This window comes from Bacteroides sp. HF-4919, assembly GCF_018860125.1.
Genome location: NZ_JAHKNF010000002.1, coordinates 1 through 21771 on the forward strand (window position 1 = coordinate 1; position 21771 = coordinate 21771).

General features: G+C 44.9%; 14 protein-coding genes, 1 tRNA gene and 1 pseudogene. 10 read left to right on the top strand and 6 right to left on the bottom strand.

Going from position 1 to position 21771, the window contains the following annotated elements; all coding sequences use genetic code 11:
* Positions 1–162: 162 nt before the first annotated feature.
* Genes KO473_RS04320 through KO473_RS04330 form a run of 3 tightly spaced genes read right to left on the bottom strand, consistent with a single transcriptional unit; the run spans position 163 to position 3358 of the window.
* Entirely contained in the window at positions 163–726 is a 564-nt protein-coding gene (locus KO473_RS04320) for an FKBP-type peptidyl-prolyl cis-trans isomerase (protein ID WP_080783752.1), read from the bottom strand.
* 24 nt (positions 727–750) lie between these two features.
* Complete coding sequence (locus KO473_RS04325) at positions 751–1800, bottom strand: DUF4848 domain-containing protein (RefSeq protein WP_005822864.1); 1050 nt, start codon at positions 1798–1800, stop codon at positions 751–753.
* A gap of 16 nt (positions 1801–1816) precedes the next feature.
* A complete protein-coding gene (locus KO473_RS04330; RefSeq protein WP_122130161.1) occupies positions 1817–3358 on the bottom strand; it encodes a glycine--tRNA ligase in 1542 nt (513 codons plus the stop codon).
* A gap of 184 nt (positions 3359–3542) precedes the next feature.
* On the opposite strand from KO473_RS04330, the gene KO473_RS04335 reads away from it, so the two are divergent.
* Genes KO473_RS04335 through KO473_RS04345 form a run of 3 tightly spaced genes read left to right on the top strand, consistent with a single transcriptional unit; the run spans position 3543 to position 8131 of the window.
* Complete coding sequence (locus KO473_RS04335; protein ID WP_005779105.1) at positions 3543–6191, top strand: DNA gyrase/topoisomerase IV subunit A; 2649 nt, start codon at positions 3543–3545, stop codon at positions 6189–6191.
* A gap of 57 nt (positions 6192–6248) precedes the next feature.
* Entirely contained in the window at positions 6249–7085 is an 837-nt protein-coding gene (locus KO473_RS04340; RefSeq protein WP_229066957.1) for a DUF3316 domain-containing protein, read from the top strand.
* Positions 7086–7099: 14 nt separating this feature from the next.
* The gene (locus tag KO473_RS04345) at positions 7100–8131 is read left to right on the top strand and encodes a S41 family peptidase (RefSeq protein ID WP_005811948.1); all 1032 of its coding nucleotides are present in this window, start codon (positions 7100–7102) and stop codon (positions 8129–8131) included.
* 76 nt (positions 8132–8207) lie between these two features.
* Here the strand turns inward: KO473_RS04345 and KO473_RS04350 are convergent, their stop codons facing one another.
* Both KO473_RS04350 and KO473_RS04355 read right to left on the bottom strand, forming a co-directional pair.
* Positions 8208–9695, bottom strand: coding sequence for a RagB/SusD family nutrient uptake outer membrane protein (locus KO473_RS04350; RefSeq protein WP_122130160.1), 1488 nt, complete (start codon positions 9693–9695; stop codon positions 8208–8210).
* 29 nt (positions 9696–9724) lie between these two features.
* Complete coding sequence (locus KO473_RS04355) at positions 9725–12784, bottom strand: TonB-dependent receptor (RefSeq protein ID WP_044299800.1); 3060 nt, start codon at positions 12782–12784, stop codon at positions 9725–9727.
* Positions 12785–13125: 341 nt separating this feature from the next.
* On the opposite strand from KO473_RS04355, the gene KO473_RS04360 reads away from it, so the two are divergent.
* From KO473_RS04360 to KO473_RS04375, 4 genes and pseudogenes are all read left to right on the top strand, one after another.
* Positions 13126–13207: transfer RNA gene (locus tag KO473_RS04360), tRNA-Leu, on the top strand.
* 58 nt (positions 13208–13265) lie between these two features.
* A pseudogene (locus KO473_RS23765) lies at positions 13266–13905 on the top strand (topoisomerase C-terminal repeat-containing protein); the annotation flags it as partial.
* Positions 13902–14369 (top strand): hypothetical protein, encoded by a 468-nt coding sequence (locus KO473_RS04370; protein ID WP_005822859.1) that lies wholly within the window; start codon positions 13902–13904, stop codon positions 14367–14369. The pseudogene KO473_RS23765 and the gene KO473_RS04370, both read left to right, overlap by 4 nt.
* Before the next feature lie 188 nt (positions 14370–14557).
* Positions 14558–15454, top strand: a complete 897-nt coding sequence (locus KO473_RS04375; protein WP_005822858.1) for an Abi family protein — start codon at positions 14558–14560, stop codon at positions 15452–15454.
* An 836-nt stretch (positions 15455–16290) separates the two neighbouring features.
* On the opposite strand, the gene KO473_RS04380 is transcribed toward KO473_RS04375, so the two are convergent.
* The gene (locus tag KO473_RS04380; RefSeq protein WP_005779117.1) at positions 16291–16644 is read right to left on the bottom strand and encodes a hypothetical protein; all 354 of its coding nucleotides are present in this window, start codon (positions 16642–16644) and stop codon (positions 16291–16293) included.
* Positions 16645–17514: 870 nt separating this feature from the next.
* Between KO473_RS04380 and KO473_RS04385 the strand changes: the two genes are divergently transcribed.
* From KO473_RS04385 to KO473_RS04395, 3 genes are all read left to right on the top strand, one after another.
* The gene (locus tag KO473_RS04385; RefSeq protein WP_122130159.1) at positions 17515–17865 is read left to right on the top strand and encodes a type II toxin-antitoxin system RelE/ParE family toxin; all 351 of its coding nucleotides are present in this window, start codon (positions 17515–17517) and stop codon (positions 17863–17865) included.
* 2 nt (positions 17866–17867) lie between these two features.
* Positions 17868–18158: a helix-turn-helix domain-containing protein gene (locus tag KO473_RS04390; RefSeq protein WP_005779124.1), complete on the top strand. Its 291-nt coding sequence runs from the start codon at positions 17868–17870 to the stop codon at positions 18156–18158.
* A 533-nt stretch (positions 18159–18691) separates the two neighbouring features.
* Positions 18692–21760, top strand: a complete 3069-nt coding sequence (locus KO473_RS04395) for a TonB-dependent receptor (protein ID WP_005779128.1) — start codon at positions 18692–18694, stop codon at positions 21758–21760.
* The last annotated feature ends 11 nt before the right edge of the window (positions 21761–21771 follow it).

Genomic DNA, 21771 nt, shown 5'->3' on the forward strand with positions numbered 1-21771 from the left:
TGAGAATACTCCTTAAATTGTATATTTGCACTATCGATTAACATGCTCTAAGATAAACATTTTAGAGCAAATTAAAAAGTCCGAGCTTGGGAAAGTTCGGACTTTTACATAAAAAAAGAGGGTACCCTTTTCGGACACCCTCTTAGAAGATATCAGAGAGGATTACTTTTCAACTATTGACAATAACTGTAAATCGTAAACCAACGTAGTATAACCAGGTACTTTCACGGACGACCCCGCAGGGATATAATCAGACTTTCCCGTATTATTTGGCTGCATCTGCCAAGGTATATAAATCAACCAACGCTGCCCAACTTTCATATGTTGTAGAGCTTCGAACCACACAACTTCACTTACGGTTTTCGTTAGAGGAGAGTCAAAAGACGTTGGATCTTTTCCCTTAAAGTTCTCCTCAAAAATTTCACCTGTTATATACGAGCCTCGGAAAAAGACGCTAACAGAAGAAGTGTACAAAGGTATCTCATTCTTTATATCATCTCCTTCAGGAGTGATATCTTTATAGTACACCATGATACCCGGATTTGTCAAAGGACGAATAGTGTCTAAACGGGGATCTGTTTTATTTTCAAAAACAGTCCGCAAAGAATCAATAAATCCTTCATTACGAGCATGCCAATTATCAAATTTACCACTTTCTTTAGTCTCTTCACAAGAAGCGAAGAACAGACACAGTACAAGTAGTATCCATAAACTCTTTTTTATCATATTATAATATTATTTCCCGTAGAATCAATTAATGACAAAGCTAATCTTAGCCTTATATGCTTTATTATTATCACAAACAGCAAATGAAGGATACACATGGTCAGATCCCGGAACATCTACAGTTTGATCGGTCCAAACATACACAATTCCTGAAATTGGAGTAAGTGTAGGACTTTCCTGAATGAATCTGGCACGATAGTCAACTTTACCTTTTGACTTAGGAAGATATACTCCAGAAGCACCAGCAGGGGCAAAAGAAAAAGCAAAATCTCTTGCAGGATCACTTTTCCATCCATACCACATTTTTTTTCGCGCTTCGAAATGAAACCACAATCCGGTACCATTATATGTCGTGTTCCCCAATGTCAATGTCCCTTTTTTAGTGGAAGCTTTAAAAATAGTCTTTTTGCTACCAACAGTTACAGTAAAACCATTCAATGGCAAATCAGAATCACCTGCTCTGGTCAAAACGGCTCCTGCATTATACTCCGGCAAATTTTTATCAGACAACAGACGATCCTCTTCACGCATTTGACGAGAGAAAGAAATCTTTCGCACTTCATTACCGACAACCACTGTTTGATTTATTCCTACAAGGAAAGCATCAATATCATTCCCGCATTCCGGTATGTAAGGAGACAAATCCGTAAGGTCTTCATCATTAAAAATAAAATATTGACTGTATTTATTCTTATATTGATCATACTTTGACCTAAAATCAGCTTCACTTACCGCGGTTTCACCAATCTGCTCCAACTCTTCATCAGCAAGGATAAATAATTTCTCTAATGAAACAAATCCTAAACCATCTGTCAATTTTATACGCTCTTCGCTATTCAAAGAGCCAAAATTAGAAAGGAACTTTTGATATTCATCCACAGAAGAGAATTGTAAACTCAGTTGATTCTGATCCGACAGATCAGAGTGTGAAGTTCTTGTAAGCGGAGTGAACTCTCCATGTTCCCCGATACTAACAACACGAAACGAATAAGTTCCGGCAACACTACTTTCTTCTTCTTTTTGACAAGCTGCCAATAATACGACAGCCAATGTTAACAATAGGATTTTTTTCATAATTAAATCTTTTAAATTATTGGATTGTTTTCAACAACGAGGTAATACTTACCCGGTCGGCAATGATATTATTCAATTCAGAGATTGCCACACGTTCCTGCTCCATAGTGTCGCGGTTACGCAGTGTCACACAATTGTCTTCCAATGTCTGATGGTCAACAGTCACACAGTACGGGGTACCGATGGCATCCTGACGACGGTAGCGTTTACCGATACTGTCTTTTTCATCATACTGACAATGGAAGTGGAACTTAAGATTGTCAATGATCTCACGAGCCTTTTCAGGCAGTCCGTCTTTCTTTACCAACGGCATTACAGCCAACTTCACGGGTGCCAATGCAGCAGGCAATTTCAATACGATACGACTTTCACCGTTCTCCAGCTGTTCTTCACAATAAGCGGCAGACATAATGCTGAGGAACATACGGTCGACACCGATCGAAGTTTCGATTACGTACGGAGTGTACGATTCATTCAACTCGGGATCAAAATATTTAATGCTCTTTCCGGAGAACTTCTCGTGCTGGGAAAGATCGAAATTAGTACGAGAGTGAATACCTTCTACTTCTTTGAAACCGAATGGCATCAGGAACTCAATATCGGTGGCGGCATTCGCGTAGTGAGCCAATTTATCGTGATCGTGGAAACGATAATGATCATCGCCAAAACCAAGTGCCTTGTGCCACTTCAAACGAATTTCTTTCCATTTCTTGAAATATTCCAATTCGCTGCCCGGACGAACGAAGAACTGCATCTCCATCTGTTCGAACTCACGCATGCGGAAGATAAACTGACGGGCTACAATTTCGTTACGGAAAGCTTTACCAATCTGTGCAATACCAAAAGGAACTTTCATACGACCGGTCTTCTGTACATTCAGGTAGTTTACGAAAATACCTTGCGCAGTTTCCGGACGAAGATAAATTTTCATGGCTCCATCGGCAGTAGACCCCATATCGGTAGAAAACATCAGATTAAACTGGCGGACTTCCGTCCAGTTCTTGGTCCCGGAAATAGGACATGCTATTTCTTCGTCGATAATGATCTGGCGAAGTTCTTCCAGATTGTTATCATTCAGTGCTTTTGCAAAACGTTCGTGCAATGCATCACGTTTTGCCTGATGCTCAAGAGCACGGCCATTGGTGCTGCGGAACTGAGCTTCGTCGAAAGCTTCACCAAATCTTTTGGCAGCTTTGGCCACCTCTTTATTAATCTTATCGTCGTACTTAGCCAATTGATCTTCAATCAGTACATCGGCACGATAGCGCTTTTTAGAGTCTTTATTATCAATCAACGGATCGTTAAATGCATCCACATGTCCGGAAGCCTTCCAGATGGTAGGGTGCATAAAAATTGCAGAGTCAATGCCGACAATGTTTTCGTGCAGCAGCACCATGCTGTCCCACCAGTATTTTTTAATATTGTTTTTCAGTTCAACACCCATCTGTCCGTAGTCATACACTGCGCCCAATCCGTCGTAGATATCGCTTGAGGGGAACACAAAACCGTATTCTTTGCAATGTGATACTAACTTCTTAAAAACATCTTCTTGTGCCATCGTCTTATTTTCAATTTAGTCATTTACAATTTACATTTCATACATCTGCCTGTAAGCCAGACTCAGAAATAATCTGCAAAGTAAATGATTTTTTTCAATTAAATTCGTATTTTTGCCTGCACATCACCCAATAATGATGTAAAAAAGATAATTTGTTGTTAAAACCAGAGGGAAATTTGATTTTATGAGCGAAGAGAACAACGAGATTACGGAAGGACATTCTGACTATAAGCCGGCGGACTCACATAACGAAAGCATTAAACATCAACTTACAGGAATGTACCAGAACTGGTTTCTGGACTATGCTTCATACGTTATCCTCGAGCGAGCCGTGCCCCATATCAACGACGGACTGAAACCGGTGCAACGCCGCATCCTGCACTCCATGAAACGCATGGACGACGGGCGGTATAACAAGGTGGCTAACATTGTAGGACATACGATGCAGTTTCACCCTCATGGCGATGCATCCATCGGTGACGCATTGGTACAGTTGGGACAGAAAGACTTATTGGTCGACTGCCAGGGTAACTGGGGTAATATCCTTACCGGTGACGGTGCGGCCGCTCCCCGTTATATCGAAGCACGCCTGTCAAAGTTTGCACTCGATGTAGTGTTCAACCCTAAAACAACCGAATGGAAACTGTCGTATGACGGACGAAACAAAGAACCTATCACCTTGCCGGTGAAGTTCCCACTTTTGCTGGCACAAGGAGTAGAAGGTATCGCCGTAGGACTTTCATCCAAGATCTTACCACATAACTTCAACGAACTTTGCGACGCTTCCATCAGTTACCTGCGAAACGAAGAGTTCAAACTATATCCCGACTTCCAGACCGGAGGTTCTATTGACGTGTCGAAATACAACGACGGTGAACGCGGTGGAGCAGTAAAGATACGGTCTAAAATCAATAAAGTAGACAATAAAACACTCGCCATTACCGAAATTCCTTATGGCAGGACTACGACTTCGGTCATCGACTCCATCCTGAAAGCCGTCGACAAAGGAAAAATAAAGATACGCAAGGTAGACGACAACACAGCAGCCAACGTAGAGATCCTTGTCCATCTGGCTCCGGGCACTTCATCGGACAAAACAATCGATGCCCTCTATGCTTTTACAGATTGCGAAGTAAGCATCTCGCCCAACTGTTGTGTGATTGATGATCAGAAGCCTCACTTCCTCACCATCAGCCACGTCCTGAGAAAATCTGCCGACAATACATTGTCCCTGCTTCGCCAGGAACTGGAAATCAAGAAAGACGAACTACAGGAAAGCCTGCATTTCGCTTCTCTTGAAAAGATATTCATTGAAGAGCGCATTTATAAAGATAAAGAGTTCGAACAGTCTAAAGATATGGATGCCGCCTGCGCACACATCGACGAACGGTTGACTCCTTTCTATTCGCAATTCATACGTGAAGTGACGAAAGAAGACATCCTCCGCCTGATGGAAATCAAGATGGGACGTATCCTGAAGTTCAATTCCGACAAGGCGGAAGAGGCTATTGCCCGCATGAACGAAGACATTGCCGAGATCAACAATCATCTGGCCAACATCGTGGAGTACACCATCCAATGGTACCGGATGCTTAAAGATAAATATGGGAAAAACTTCCCCCGACGTACTGAGTTGCGCAACTTCGACACCATTGAAGCCGCCAAAGTGGTGGAAGCCAACGAAAAGCTCTATATCAACCGTGAAGAAGGCTTCATCGGAACGTCATTAAAGAAAGACGAATTCGTGGCATGCTGTTCGGACATCGATGATGTGATCATCTTCTACCGGGACGGGCGTTACATGGTCACTCCCGTAGCCGACAAAAAGTTTGTGGGCAAAAACGTAATCTACGTCAATGTATTTAAGAAGAATGACAAACGCACCATCTACAACGTAGCCTACCGCGACGGTGCAGAAGGAACACACTATATCAAACGGTTTGCAGTCACTTCCATCGTACGCGACCGTGAATACGACGTGACACAAGGTAAACCCGATTCACGCATTTCTTATTTCAGTGCCAACCCCAATGGTGAAGCTGAAATCATCAAGGTCACCTTGAAACCTAATCCTCGTGTACGCCGCATCATCTTCGAGCGTGATTTCAGTGAAGTGACCATTCGCAGCCGACAAAGTCAGGGCGTCATTCTGACACGTCTGCCGGTACACAAAATTGTATTGAAACAACGGGGAGGCTCTACACTGGGCGGACGTAAAGTATGGTTCGACCGCGATGTGCTCCGCCTCAATTACGACGGCCGGGGTGAATATTTGGGTGAGTTCCAGAGCGACGACAGCATCCTTGTTGTGCTGAACACCGGAGAGTTCTATACCTCAAACTTCGATCTCAGCAATCACTACGAAGATAATGTGAGTATCGTCGAGAAGTTCGATGCCAACAAGATATGGACGGCTGCGCTTTATGATGCCGACCAACAGAACTATCCGTACCTGAAACGTTTCTGCTTCGAAGCCACTGCCCGCAAGCAGAACTATCTGGGTGAGAACAAACATAACCGCCTGATTTTACTGACGGATGAGTATTACCCAAGATTGGAAATCATCTTCGGAGGTCACGACAGTTTCCGCGAACCTGTTGTCATTGATGCCGAAGAATTCATTGCCGTCAAAGGTTTTAAGGCCAAAGGGAAACGTCTCACTACTTATACAGTAGAGACCATCAACGAACTGGAACCGACCCGTTTCCCGGATCCGCCACAAACCACGGATGATGAAAACACGGATGAAGAACCGGAAAATCTGGACCCGGACAATGGTAAAACAGAAAACGACATACTCGATGAAATGACCGGACAGATGAAGCTGTTTTAGCACAAGTCCAAGATAAAACTGCGTATGAAAGTAAATACAAGTATATTGCTATTATTAATGATAGCAATCGCTCTCCCTTCTTTTGGAGGGAACGGAAATGGTAACGGCACAGACTCACTTCAAGCTACCCGCTATGTGACACGTGCCACCATGTACGGTGTGGGATACACCAATGTATTCGACACCTATCTTTCTCCGCAGGAATATAAAGGTATCGAATTTCGTATCTCACGCGAAACAATGCGTATGACCGCCTGGGGCGATGGCAATGTCTCGGTACAGAACTTTTTCCAGGCAAACCTGGCATATACTCACAACCGGGTAGATAACAACAATACATTTGCCGGATTAGTGAATTGGAACTATGGACTGCACTATCAGTTCCGCATAACAGACAACTTTAAGCTGCTTGCCGGAGGAATGGGAGATTTCAACGGCGGCTTTGTCTACAATCTGCGCAATACCAACAATCCGGCCTCAGCCCGTGCTTACATCAACCTGGACGCTTCGGGAATGGCCATCTGGCATACAAAAATAAAAAATTATCCGTTGGCATTACGTTACCAGGTTAATCTTCCGGTAATAGGGCTCATGTTCTCTCCCCATTACGGGCAATCTTACTACGAAATATTCACACTCGGACACGCCAGTGGCGTAGTCCGTTTTACTTCTCTGCATAATCAGCCGGCGTTACGACAGATGATATCAGTCGACTTTCCAATCAGATATACCAAAATGCGCCTTAGCTATTTGTGTGATCTCCAACAATCCAAACTGAACGGAATCAAGACACATACTTATTCACAAGTTTTCATGGTGGGATTTGTACACGATCTGTTCCGTATCCGAAATAAGAACGGAACTCCCCTGCCACCTGCCGTCAGAGCCTATTAAAACAGAAGTGAATCATGAAGAATCCTCCTATCCATAGTATCCTGCAACAAAGCTTCTGCCTGATTTTCTTTCTGGCTCTCCTCTCTTCCTGTATCCGGGAAGAAGAGTATGCCAACGATCCACAAGGAAACTTTGAGCAGTTATGGAAAATCATCGACCGGCAATATTGCTTTCTCGATTACAAACAAATCGACTGGGATGATATCTATACCCAATATCAAAAACGTATTACCCCGAATATGAGCAACGAAGGGCTGTTCGAAGTTCTGAGTGAAATGCTTTATGAATTGCAGGACGGGCATGTCAATCTGGCTTCGGCACACAACGTGTCTTACTACGACGCCTGGTATCAGGATTATCCCCGTAACTTCCGTGCAGACCTGGTTGAAGATTCCTATCTGGGCCGTGCCAGTACGGACTATCGTACGGCAGCAGGCCTCAAATATAAGATACTGAAAGACAACATCGGCTATATACGGTATGAAAGCTTTGCCGACCCGATTGGCAACGGCAACTTGGACGAAGTGCTCTCCTACCTGGCCATATGCAATGGACTAATTATCGATGTGCGCGATAATGGTGGTGGAAACGCGACAAATTCCGCCCGCATCGCTTCCCGATTCACTAACGAAAAGGTTCTGACAGGATACATCTGCCATAAGACAGGAACCGGACACAACGACTTCTCTAAACCCTATGCCATCTATCTGGAACCGGCCAATGGGGTACGCTGGCAAAAGAAAGCAGTCGTGTTGACCAATCGCCGTTCTTTCAGCGCAACCAACGATTTTGTCAACCACATGCGTTGCCTGCCCAATGTCACCATCATCGGAGATAAAACCGGAGGAGGATCGGGTATGCCCTTTACTTCCGAATTGCCCAACGGGTGGAGCGTACGTTTCTCTGCCAGCCCTCACTTCGATGCACAGATGAAGCACATCGAGTTCGGCATTGAACCGGACATTAAGGTAGATATGCTGCAAGAAGACGAAATGAGAGGAAAAGATACATTGATAGAGATCGCCCGCAGATTCCTCAGTGAATAACTGTCTGGTGTCTCACAACATGCCGGTTCGAGCCTTGTCATCCGGGAAACCGGTATATCTCACCTCCCAGAAAGCATTAACGCGGATTCTGCACCATATTCGGGTTAGCATCTATCTCCGCCTGCGGAATAGGTAATGCTACCCGCGGATCAGACGGAGCAATAACCGCAGCAGCCGCTACAGAAGGCAAATGCCAACCACCGGTACGATTTACAGACAAACCATTTCGCATGGCATCAAAGAAAGCATGTCCCTCTCCTACCAATTCCTTACGGCGTTCTTTCAAGATACGCTCCAGGCTCAACTCCGGCTCTTTTACAGACTTCGCCGGATTAGCACGGCTCACGATGGCATTAAGGCAATCCAAAGAAAACTTTAGGTTTTCTGCTCCCCCTAACTTAAAGGCAGCTTCGGCAGCATTCAGGTAAACTTCGGAGAGACGGATAATACAGATGTCATTATCCTGCGGATTATCCCCCGTCTTGCCCGGATACTTATTCAGATATTTAGGATGCCCCTTGGAACCTTCGGGCAATATATCCTCTTCCGGTTTCTCCGGCAAACGATTCAATGAATGACGCACATCATCCGGGTCTTCTCCCAACAGATCGAGGAATGCTTTGGTCAGTACAAGGTTGTTCCAATCCTTCACATTATCGGCATAAACCATCGGAGCGCCTTCACCTCCCGTTCCGCCATCAGGCTCGGAAAGAGTGTAGTAAAACTCAAACAGTGACTCAGAATTGAAGTCTTTTCCCCATACAGTAGGATATTCATCGTGTGTGAACAACTGATACAATCCACCGTTATTCATCACTTCCTTGGCCAATGCGAGAGCCTTTTCATTATCATTCATATAAAGATATACCCGTGAAAGTAATGCTTTGACACTCCACACATTAAGATAACCGTTTTTCTTATCAGCGGAAAGTGCCGAGAGTTTCAGTGCACCTGTCATATCGTCTATCACCTGCTGATAGCATTCGGCCACCGTATTGCGGGCAGGCTGGTGAGTAGGCAAAGTTGTTTTAATCTCAATAGGTACTCCCAAAGAAGTACCATTGTTCAAGGTATAGGGCATAGCAAACAGACGGGTGAGATCGAACAAAGCCAGTCCGCGCAAAGCAAGCGCTTCAGCTTTGATACAGTTGAGAGCCACAACATCATCGGTAACCACCGCACCGGATTCTATTCTTTCCAGCAGACTATTTGCCTGATGAATGACACTATAAGGCTGATTCCATACACGGGTAATATTCAAGGCATCATCTGCCGTGACATTGAACTCATAATAAGGTGATACACGTTTTCCGGCTCCCTTGCTGACACGTGCTTGAACATCTTCACCACGGCAATCGGCATAATAGAGATAATTATCACCATAATAACTATGTGAAGCGGCAATGCGATAAATGCCGTTCAAAGCTATTTGTGCTTCCTCAAGTGTACGGATGGCTTGCGGAGTAGTCACAGAGGTAGATGGATTTAAATTCAGCCAGTCGCCGGAACAAGAAGAACCCACAAGCGACATAGCGGCAAACATGTATATAAGTGTACGTTTCATATATCTGAATATTAATAATGATGAATGATTTAGAAAGTTATCTCAACCCCAAAATTGAAGGTACGCATGGGAGGAGCCTCACAGAACACCTCACCATTAACCGGTACTTCAGGATCATACTGTTTCCATTTGGCCCATGTCAGCAGATTACTTCCTGAGAAGTAGACACGTGCATTCTCTATCAGTGCCTTTTGTACCCATCTGCTGGGAAGTGTGAAACCGAGTGTCAGGTTCTTGAGGCGGATGTGATCGGTACTGTGAATATAGCGGGATGAATTTTGTGGACCGGCTCCCTGTTCCAATACAAAACGAGGCACATCAGTTCTATCTCCCGGCTTCTGCCAACGGTCCAAAGCATATACAGGCAGGTTGTATGACTTTTCTTTGCTGCCGTCAGTTTCTATCAGAGTACCTGTCTTGTCAAAAGAATATCCTCCCAACGAATAGGTAAAGGTAAGTCCCAGATCAAACCACTTATAAGAAATGATGTTAGTGAACCCTCCCGATATCTTAGGATCAGCAGATTTATACGGAATAGCTTGCGCTTTAGAAGCATCGTCAGTCATCTCTCTATTATAATTCCCCTGTTCATCTTGTGTATTGAGATAATAAAGAGCTTTCCCGGTCGACGGGTCTACTCCGGCAAACTCTTTCACGTAGAAACTATTGTAAGGAAGACCTATTTTATGAATAAACCAGGAGCCCTCGACAGATTGCTTTATATCTCCGTCCAGTGCCACGATTTTATTACGGTTATGTGTTAAATTCAGCACCGATGTCCAGTTGAAGTCAGGACCGGCAAAGTTAATCGTGCGCAGTTCGAACTCCACCCCTTTGTTGTTGAGCTGACCGATGTTTGCAAGATAGTTCAGGAAACCGGTAGTAGAACTGATAGGGCGATTATAAAGCAAGTCCTTTGTATCGCGGTTGTAGTATTCGAGATTCACAAAGATACGGTCAATAAAAGTCAGGCTAAGCCCAATATTCAGGTTATAGTTCTTTTCCCATTTCAGTTTGGGATTAGCTTGAGCAGACTCATATGAACCTGCTGCCCCCATGTAGTTCTGCCCGTAGCTGTATAGCCCCATATATCCGTAAAAAGCTCCCGGCTGATTCCCATTGACACCATAAGAAGCACGGATTTTTACATCATTCAATACCGGCTTCACAGCCTCCATAAAAGGTTCACTGCTCAGATGCCACATACCGGAAACAGACCAGAAGTCTCCCCACCGACTTTCCGGAGCAAGACGGGAACTGCCATCGCGGCGATAACTGCCTGCAATGTAATAACGATTATCGTAATCATAGTTCAAACGGGACAGGTAAGAAATCATTCTGTATGCCTGTGTAGAAGAAACAAAGCTCTTCAGCACAGCGGCATTATCCGGCTCAAGCAACACATCCGAGGGGAGTTTAGCCTTCTCTCCCATAGCTTTATCACTCTGATAGCTTTCCAGTTCATAGGCAGCCAAAATGTCAAGGTGATGTTTAGCGGCAAATGTATGGGTATAGTTGAGTGAAGTAGACGACAATAGCTTACCATATTCGGTAAATCCCTTTGAGGTCTGAGCATCACTTCCGCTCTTGGGACCTGCCCCGCTAAGCGGATTCAAATAGCGGGAATCTTTCTGCACAGTATAGTCATAGCTCAGAGTCTCTTTCAGTTTCAATCCTTTGATGATATCTACCGAAGCATAACCGGTGGAGAACATACGTGTCATACGACTGCGGTTATAGTCGGTACGGATGTCACGAAGCGGATTCACATTGGTACCTATGTAAGACCCCACATAGTTGCCCGAAGCGTCACGCACAGGCATAGAAGGTGTGGCAGACACAGCAACACAAAGGAAGGGATTGATATTGGAACCGCGCTCCTCGTTCATCTCCTGACTTATTTGGGTGAACATCATGTTACCTCCTACCTCGACACGGCTACCTATTTTATGTGTCATGTTCAGGCGGGCAGAGTAACGGTCCAGATTAGAATTCTCGACCAGACCTTCCTGACGGTTAAAGCCGAGAGAAGCATAAAAAGTAGTTCGCTCGTTACCTCCGGAAGCCGTCACCTCGTAGTTTTGATTATGAGCGGTTCGGATCAGTTCTTTCCTCCAGTCCGTATATCCCAGTTCCGGTATCCCTGCATATGTATCAATATTGGCGTTTGCATATGCTTCGGGAGATTGAAGTCCCTTGTCTACTGCAGAGTTGTAAAGACCTTCATAAATCATTTCACGGCGTTGTTCACCGTTCAATGTGGGACGGAAGTTGACAGCTGCATTAGAAAAGCCTCCGCTGGCGCTCAAAGTAACTTTAGTCCGCCCTACCGTTCCTTTTTTGGTAGTGATCAGAATCACCCCGTTCGCGGCACGCGAACCGTAAAGAGAAGCGGCGGCGGCATCCTTTATCACTGTAATATTCTCGATATCGGCAGGATTAAGAGTACTCATCACATTTGTTTTCGCATTGTTCATATAGGCAGCATCGGCCCCCGTACCGGCTCCCATACTGCCGGAAGTGACCGGTATACCGTCAATCACAAAAAGAGGTTCATTGGATGCATTGAATGAACCCATACCACGGATACGGATACTCTGATTAGCTCCTGGCTGGCCGGAACCGGAAGTAATATTTACCCCCGTGGTCATACCTTGCAACTTCTGTTCTACAGAAAGTACCGGTACGTTTTTCAGCATGTCGGCCCGTAAGGTGTTAGCTGATCCGGTAAAGGATGACTTTGAAAAATTTCCGTATCCGGTCACCACAACTTCATCCAGATTAAGTGATTCGGGCTGCAACACCACATTCAAGACTCCATTCCTCGGCACTTTGACCTCAGACGATTTCATTCCTATATAGGATATGACAAGGATTTTATCTGATGGTTCTATTTTCAGAGTGTAACGGCCGTCCATGTCCGTTACCACTCCCCTTCCCGGTACCCCTTTTACGGCAACCGTAGCTCCGATAAGCGGCTGTTTATCCTCCGATGACGTCACTAAACCTTTTATTTCCAACTGTTGTGCTTGCACATGTATACCACACATACACAACAAGATAATCAACACTGTTTTCAAACTTCTCATTGGCTAATCATTTTAAATCTACAAATACCTATTTGCACTTGTACTCCAATAATTGTACCTCAAAAGTATTGATGAAATCAATAAAGTCTAAACATCAGTAAATAAGAGTATTAAATATTCAAGAAAAGCTAAAAATGAAAAGAAGGGTTGTAGAACTGCTCCACAAAGATGTGGAACTATTCTACAACCCTCTTGACAAGAGCCCCTGAGAGGAAAAGCTACATTGATAGAGATCGCCCGCAGATTCCCCGGTAAATAACTTTATTGCTTATAAATTTGTAAAATCGGAAAAAGTATCTATCTTTGCAGCGCAAAACTCCAAACGAGTGAGCATTTAGTGAGCGGATGTGGCGTAATTGGTAGCCGCGCCAGACTTAGGATCTGGTGTCTCGCGACGTGTAGGTTCGAGTCCTATCATCCGCACAAACTTTCAATGTTGTATAAAAAGCCTGCTAAAACAATTGTTTTGGCAGGCTTTTTCTTTAACCCGCAGACCTACTACCAGATCAAGGTCACAGCGGAAAAGAACGGCATCCCGTTCTCCGCACTCTCCGAACATAAGTACGAAACCCTTCCGGCAGCAAACACCGCCCTTAGTGCCGTAACCGCCACAGGTACGGTCACAGTTGCCGAAGCCCGGTGCAAGGAGGTCAGCCAAGAACTGCCGCAGCGTGGACGCCGGGAAAGTCACTGACCACCACGCCCTGATTATCACCGAATGTCTGCCCGGCGAACTATCGGACGACGAACGCAAAATCTACGATATGGTTGCCGCCCAGATCACCGAAGAACTTTTGCAGGTGCAGGTATCGGTTACGGACGGTGAACGTCTCCCTTGCCCCAAATGCCAGTCCGGGCGTATCCTCTTCTATCCGAAAGTCGCCAAGTGTAGCAACGTGGATTGTGGGCTGACCGTTTTCCGCAGCAAAGGCGAGAAGCAACTCACGGATAATCAGATTGCCGACCTTGTAATCAAAGGCAAAACGTCCCTTATCAAAGGCTTTAAGAACAAGGACGGCAAAACTTTCGATGCGCACGTTACCTTCGACAAGGACTTCCGCACCGTGTACGAGTTCCCGCCCCGCACGGACAAGGCAAAAGGAAAGGGCGGCAGACGATGAACGGCTGGTTATCCGTGGAAGAAACCGCCCGTATCTGTGGAACGGACGTGCAGCGCATCACTCTTTGGATGAATAGCAACCACATCGCTTTTGCCCGTTTCGATACCGTCCTGATGACCGACAGCACATCCCTTTTCGCCCTTTTCGAGCGTAACCGGGTAGATACCATCTATGACGATATGCAGACGGAGAAAGGACGGGGCAGACCGGGCAAACACCGCAGGCTGTTAGACACCCCGCTGGATGATTTCGGCTTGTCGCAACGCATCGTCAGGGCTTGCCGTGAACTAAGCCTGTTCACGGTCGAACATCTGCTTATCCACCTGAAACGGTTCCGCTTCGCCCGCCTGTACTGTGTCCGCAATTTCGGCAGCCAGGCGGCGAACGAAGTTCTCTTGCGCTTGCGCAGGGACGGGCTGATAGATGGGGGCGGCAGGCGGGATTTTAAGGTATTACATCCGTGATGCACAATTAAGTTACGGGTGTTCGGGGCAGAAAACCCCGTACACCCGTATAACCCCTATAAAATCAAAATAAATATGGCAAGTGTTTTGTATTTCAAGAGAATAGTTTTACCTTTGCAGCAACATGCTTACCCCGCTTCCCGTCAGATCAGCGCGCTCAGGGTAAGCCTTTTATTTTTTATACCCCTATGACTAAAATTCCTTATCCCAAACAACTCATATCTTTTCCGGATCAGATTGCTTTGCTCAAACAGCGTGGGCTTGTTTTCACAGACGAAACCAAAGCCTTGCACCTGCTACGCAATATCAGTTATTACCGTTTGAGCGGCTACTGGTATCCTTTGCTGGCAGACAAGCAAAAACATTTGTTCAAGCCCGGCAGTACATTCGATGCCGCTTACAATATCTATAAGTTTGATAGCGAGCTTCGCAAGCTGATTATTACGGAACTGGAAAAGATCGAAGTGGCTGTACGCACACAGACCGCCTATATACTCTCTTCCCAATGGGATGGATATTGGTTTGCCGATGCTTCCCATTTTAACAATCCGGTACGTCACGCCAAGATATTGTCAAAGATAGATGAAGAGTACCAGCGCAGTGACGAGGAATTTGTCACTGCTTTCAAATCCAAGTATTCCGATCCTTTTCCGCCAAGTTGGATAACAATGGAGATAACTTCTTTCGGTACATTGTCGATTCTATACAATAATCTGCTTCCCGGAAGGGCAAAGCGGAGCATTGCGGCTTATTTCGGGTTGCCCGACACTGTTTTTGCTTCATGGCTGCACAGCATTGTTTATATCCGTAACATTTGCGCACATCATTGCCGCTTATGGAATCGGACACTTAGCATCCGCCCGTTAATGCCCCGTTCACCACGCAAACCCTTTGTCACGCTTTCGGCGAATGGCACACAGCAGGTTTATTTCATATTGAGCATGACCGTTTATCTGCTGGATATAATCAATCCGAACCACTCGTTTGTCGAAAGGTTCAAGGATTTGCTTTCCCGCTATCCTTCGATAGATGTCCGTGCGATGGGCTTTCCGGCTGGTTGGGAAAACGAGGATATTTGGAAATAGGCCACAATGTTGCCTAAATTATGGGTAAATAAGGTATAACCATTTCTCTGTATGCTCCAATCCGCTATGTCCTAAAAGGCTGGCTACGGTTTTTACGCTGATCCGAAAAATACAAACACAAAATCGGTGACTAATTCGGTGCCATAATTTGTTTTCTTTCCCCTCTCATACAAAAAAAACATTCCGATCTTCCATCTTCCACCTTTCAACACCTATCTATTTAATATACAATATGATATAGTGGTGGAAGATAGCGTTTTCAGCCCATTCATCTTCCACCCTCATCTTCCATCTTCCACCCGCCGGTTTAGAGATATATCAGAATATAATCCACTGATTTACAACAGAAAGAAGTTCACTTTTCAAGTAAAAATATCGTTTAGAGCATTTTGTTTTCCTTTAATGTTTAACCGAAAATGGTATACTATTTATCTCAGCCCGCATACCTGGGCCCATGAGCCCCGATGCCCGGGCTGATGAGCCCTGCTACCCGGGCCCATAGGCCCGGGTAGCAGGGCTGAGATAAAGAAGCATAGATTCATCATAAAACACTTAGATACAACCCATTAAAGAGTTTATATTTTAAGATACCAACTGCCTTGTTTCTTCCCGATTCTTACTTGATATTGATTTGAGAACTCACTAACCTGACCGATAATCTATCTTAAGGTTAAACCCAATAGCGTCACTTAGTCTGATAATTGCAAAGCAAAAAGAGAACCGCTGTCCTCCGGGGGGATAGAGTGACAGCGGTTCGGCGAGCTAACTGGTTAGGTGAGCAGAATTTAGATTCAAGGCCAATTATAAAAGAGAATTTATTATGAAAAATCAAAGTACTATAGCCCGTCTATAATGACAGATGTTCTGTGGTAACGGCTCTTTTTGCACATTTGGTTGATTCGGGGTTTATATTTAGAAGTAGCATAGGCATAACTTGGGTTGACTTTCAAGCGAGAATATTTCACTTTGTGGATTTCCAAAAGAAGTTCGGCCACATAGACAATCACTTCTGAACGTTCGGCAATGCAGGGGGAACAGAAACTTTCTAAATATTCATAATCCCGGGTAGAGAGTGTATAATGCAGAATCTTTTTACCTCGCTGAAAAATATATTCCAACTTATACCAACCGCTTGCGTTGGTTTTGCGTCGATGGAAATACAGAATTTTGATAGTAGATTGTTCGCCCATAATTCAAACGTAAATCGGGCAGGGAAAAATGAACGGCCCTGCTGACCCGCTTGCGTTATGTAATTTCGATGCAGAGCAAGGAAAAGCATATGCTAACCCATTACGGTATTAGTCCCGGGGGCAGAGCCGTTTTTATCCAGAAACTGTAGGCATATAAAATTATACACCTACAGTTAGTGTAAAACAAAGAAATGCAGTCCCTTTATTCTACATCAAAAAAATCACATAACGCATTACAAAGATGGTGATTATTTCTGAAATACCATAGCAAACGGACGAAAAAAGTACAATGAAACACTTTTATTGATAGGATTGTTTACTGAGCGCCATTAGTATAGGGTGATTTAACGAAAATAGAACGGCTCTGCTGACCCGTTTAAACTATCAAACTTTCAATGCCAAGGCAAGAAAGAAAAATATGCCGACCCATTACAGTATCAGGCACGGGAGCAGAACCGTTTATCTAAAGTTTTTAAATAGTCGTCTCTCAGCAGCCGCCAAGTAACCGGCAAGGCCTACACTGCTGGAAACATACAAAGGTGCACATAATTTCCGGTATCACCAGCGCAGCCCCTACACATTTTTTTCCTTTTTTCTTAAACATCCATCCGGACACAGACGGGCAGCCAGCAATGAATTTCGACAGAAAATACCGCACGACGCAGGAGCGCAGGATATTTTGTGCTGAAATAGCGTAGCGGTCATTGATGGATGAACGGCTGCACCCTATCTTCGTGCGGGAAAAGAGGAAAAAGACACGTTTACCGGTTGCCTTCGTTTTCCGGGTTGAAAGGGTAGTTGTATCATAAATCTTTGTAATTGCTGAACTTTTCGCTTGTTTATATGTAACATATACGTTACCTTTGTCGAATGGAAAAGAAGGTTAGAGAGCTCCTTATGTATAAGTCCTATTTTAAAGAATTCTATAGGGAGCAATCTCCGAAAGTACAAAACAAGATTATTAAGATCTTAGATATTTTAGAAAATATAGAATGTATTCCAACGAAGTATCTTAAACACATAGAGAGTACGGACGGTCTGTATGAAATGCGTATCACCTTAGGTAGCGATATATTTCGTGTCTTCTGTTTTTTCGATAAGGGACGATTAGTGGTTTTGCTTTCCGGTTTTCAGAAAAAGACGCAGAAACCCCCTAAAAAAGAGATAGACAAGGCTGTCCGGTTGATGGCCCAATATTATGATGATAAAAAAAGGAGGTAATAATGGATATAACAACATTAGATCAATTAAAAGATGAAATTTACGGTGTAAAAGGTACACCCAGACGAGACAATTTGGAGCGTGAACTTGAAACACTGCGCATTGGCGTTCAAATCCGTAATGCCCGTCAGAAGAAAGAAATGACACAGGCTCAACTGGCTGAGCGCATTGATAAAAAGCGTACGTTTATCTCTAAAGTAGAGAATGATGGAGGTAACTTGACCCTAAAAACCCTGATAGATATAGTTGAAAGGGGGCTTGGCGGTAAGCTGAATATCGAAGTACAAATTTAAATGATTTCGCCCGGATGATGTTTCCATCATCCGGGCAAATTGTTTCTATCCGGTTCGCTCAGAGACTATATCAATGTAGAAAAAAACGTATTTTCTTTATATATCTCCATGAACGTATAAAGAAAACGCATCTTTTTTTTATATATTTATGTGTCTCATCTTTATAAACACACAAAAAGAACTATATCAAATTCCCACGTTACCACTGCAACAAAAGATTGAGACAAGAGCGGTTTTGAAGCAAATGACCAAGTCGCACCGAAGGATAGTCCTCACAGTATAAATGGTTTCGCCCAGGTGATGTTTCTATCATCTGGGCGAATTGTTTTTGACCGATCCATTCAGGGAGCCATATATAAAAATACATTAGTCAGTTTCCAAGTCCGGCATATGTTAAAAGTGCAGGGAGTCTCCATCCGTTCACATCTTTTTCGACATTTATTTGTTTCATTGGGTACTTTTGCCGTCGATATAACTATCGAGTATCTGAAAGAGAACTGGCAGAAGGTGTGTTAAATCAAAATAGTTATACAATGGTAAAATTTAATGCAATGAAGACTAAACCTTTACGACTTCTTCGGCAGAAGAGAGCCTTATGGCTAAAAAGTGTATTTGTCCTGACGTGCCTACTGCTGAGCGCATCGGTAGCCATGGCGCAAACCAAAACAGTAACGGGTACTGTTACAGATTCAACCCATGAGCCCCTGATCGGCGCATCTATTCTGGTAAAAGGGACTTCTACCGGAGCCATCACCGATATGAATGGCAAATACTCCATTTCTGTTACCCCTGAAGATGTGCTTGTATTCTCGTATGTAGGATATGAAAAGCAGGAAATCAAAGTGGGGCAGCAGACTGTAATTAATGTCACGCTTAAAGACGACTCCCAAATGCTTGCCGAAACAGTAATTATCGGTTACGGTAGCGCCAAGAAACGTGACCTGACCGGTTCTATCACCAACATCAAGGGTTCGGAAATAGCCAACAAACCGGCCACTAACCCACTATCATCCCTACAAGGAAAGATTGCCGGTGTGCAGATTGTCAATTCCGGACAGGCAGGTGCCGATCCCGAAATCCGTATCCGCGGCACAAACTCCATCAATGGTTACAAGCCGCTGTATATTGTAGACGGACTCTTCAATGACAATATCAACTTCCTGAACCCGGAAGACATCGAATCGATGGAAGTATTGAAAGACCCCTCTTCATTGGCTATCTTCGGTGTACGTGGTGCCAACGGCGTGATCATCGTAACTACCAAACGTGCCAAAGAGGGACAGACGCTGGTCAATATCAACACCTCTTTCGGATGGAAAACCGTAGTAGACAAAATCAAAATGGTGAATGCGCCACAGTTCAAGGAACTCTATAACGAGCAGATGGCGAATCAGGGAAACACCCCATTCGACTTCAGCAACTGGAACGCAAATACGGACTGGCAAGACGAAATATTCCAGACCGGATTCATCACGAACAATAATATCAGTATCACAGGTGCTTCGGAAAAACATAGTTTCTATCTCGGTGTGGGCTACTCGCACGAACAGGGAAACATTAAGCATGAGAAGTATAGCAAAGTGACGATCAATGCAAGTAATGATTATAAGATCACCAAAGATATCAAAGTGGGATTTCAGTTCAACGGAGCACGAATGCTCCCGGCCGACAGCAAAACGGTCCTGAACGCGATTCGCACTACTCCTGTAGCTCCGGTTTACAACGAAGAATACGGTCTGTATACTTCATTGCCGGAATTCCAGAAAGCACAGATGACCAATCCGTTGGTCGACGTAGATCTGCGTGCCAACACCACCCGCGCCATCAATTACCGTGCATCGGGCAGCATTTACGGTGAAGTGGATTTCCTGAAGCATTTCACATTCAAAGCAATGTTCTCCATGGATTATGCCACCAATGACAGCCGGACTTACAAACCGATCATTAAAGTATATGACGCAACCGTAGCCGGCAATGTGGCTACACTCGGAACGGGAAAGACGGAAGTGAGCCAGAACAAACAAAACGAAACCAAAGTGCAGAGTGACTATCTGCTGACATACCAAAACAGTTTTGCCGATGGTACACACAACCTGACCGCTACTGCCGGTTTCACAACCTACTACAATTCACTCAGCGGACTGGATGCTTCGCGCGGACAGGGTATCGGGCTGGTGATTCCGAATAATCCCGATAAATGGTTCGTCAGCATTGGCGATCTGGCTACCGCTACCAACGGAAGTACACAGTGGGAACGCACCACCGTGTCCATGCTGGCCCGTGTCATCTATAATTATAAAGGGAAATACCTGTTCAACGGCTCGTTCCGTCGTGACGGCTCATCGGCCTTCGCATACACGGGCAACCAATGGCAGAACTTCTACTCTGTAGGTGCCGGATGGCTGATGACTGAAGAGGAGTTCATGAAAGACATCACATGGCTGGACATGTTGAAACTGAAAGGTTCGTGGGGCACATTAGGTAACCAGAATATGGATAGGGCTTATCCGGCAGAACCGTTGTTGGAGAATGCTTTCGCTGCCGTATTCGGCAAACCGGCTATCATCTATCCCGGATACCAACTGGCTTACCTGCCCAACCCGCGCCTCCGCTGGGAAAAAGTAGAAGCATGGGAAACCGGATTCGAGACCAATATGTTCCGCAACCGCTTCCATCTGGAAGGAGTATATTACAAGAAGAATACCAAAGACCTGCTGGCTACCGTACCGGGATTGTCGGGAACCGTACCGGGTATCGGAAACCTTGGAGAGATTGAGAACAAAGGTATCGAATTGATGGCCTCCTGGAGAGATCAGATCGGCGACTGGGGATATTCTGTCAGCGCGAACCTGACCACTATCAGTAACAAAGTGAAGAGTCTGGTACAGGAAGGATACTCCATCATCGCAGGCGACAAAAGCCAAAGCTACACAATGGCAGGTTATCCGATCGGTTATTTCTATGGCTACAAAGTAGCGGGCGTTTACCAAAACCAGGCCGAGATCGACGCTTCACCGGCGAATACACTGGCAACCGTCACACCCGGCGACCTTAAGTTTGCCGACGTAAACGGAGATGGAAAAATCACACCGGACGACCGCACGATGATCGGTGATCCGACACCGGACGTAACATACGGCATCAGCCTCGGCCTTTCATATAAGAACTGGGAAGTCAGCATGGAAATGATGGGACAAGGCGGCAATCAGATTTACCGTACCTGGGACAATTATAACTGGGCACAGTTCAATTATATGGAGCAACGTCTCGACCGCTGGCACGGAGAAGGCACATCGAACACGCAACCCCTGCTGAATACAAAACATGCCATCAACAGCGAGAACTCCGAGTACTTCATCGAAGACGGCAGCTTCTTCCGTATCCGTAACCTCCAACTGGCTTACAACTTCGACAAAACCTTGCTGGCGAAAATACGCATGCAGGCTCTGAAGGTTTATGTCAACATACAAAACCTGAAGACGTGGAAGCATAACACGGGCTATACACCGGAAATCGGCGGATCGGCCATTGCCTTCGGAGTGGATAACGGAACATATCCGGTACCGGCAGTCTATACATTTGGTATTAACTTAACATTTTAACGAAGCAGAGT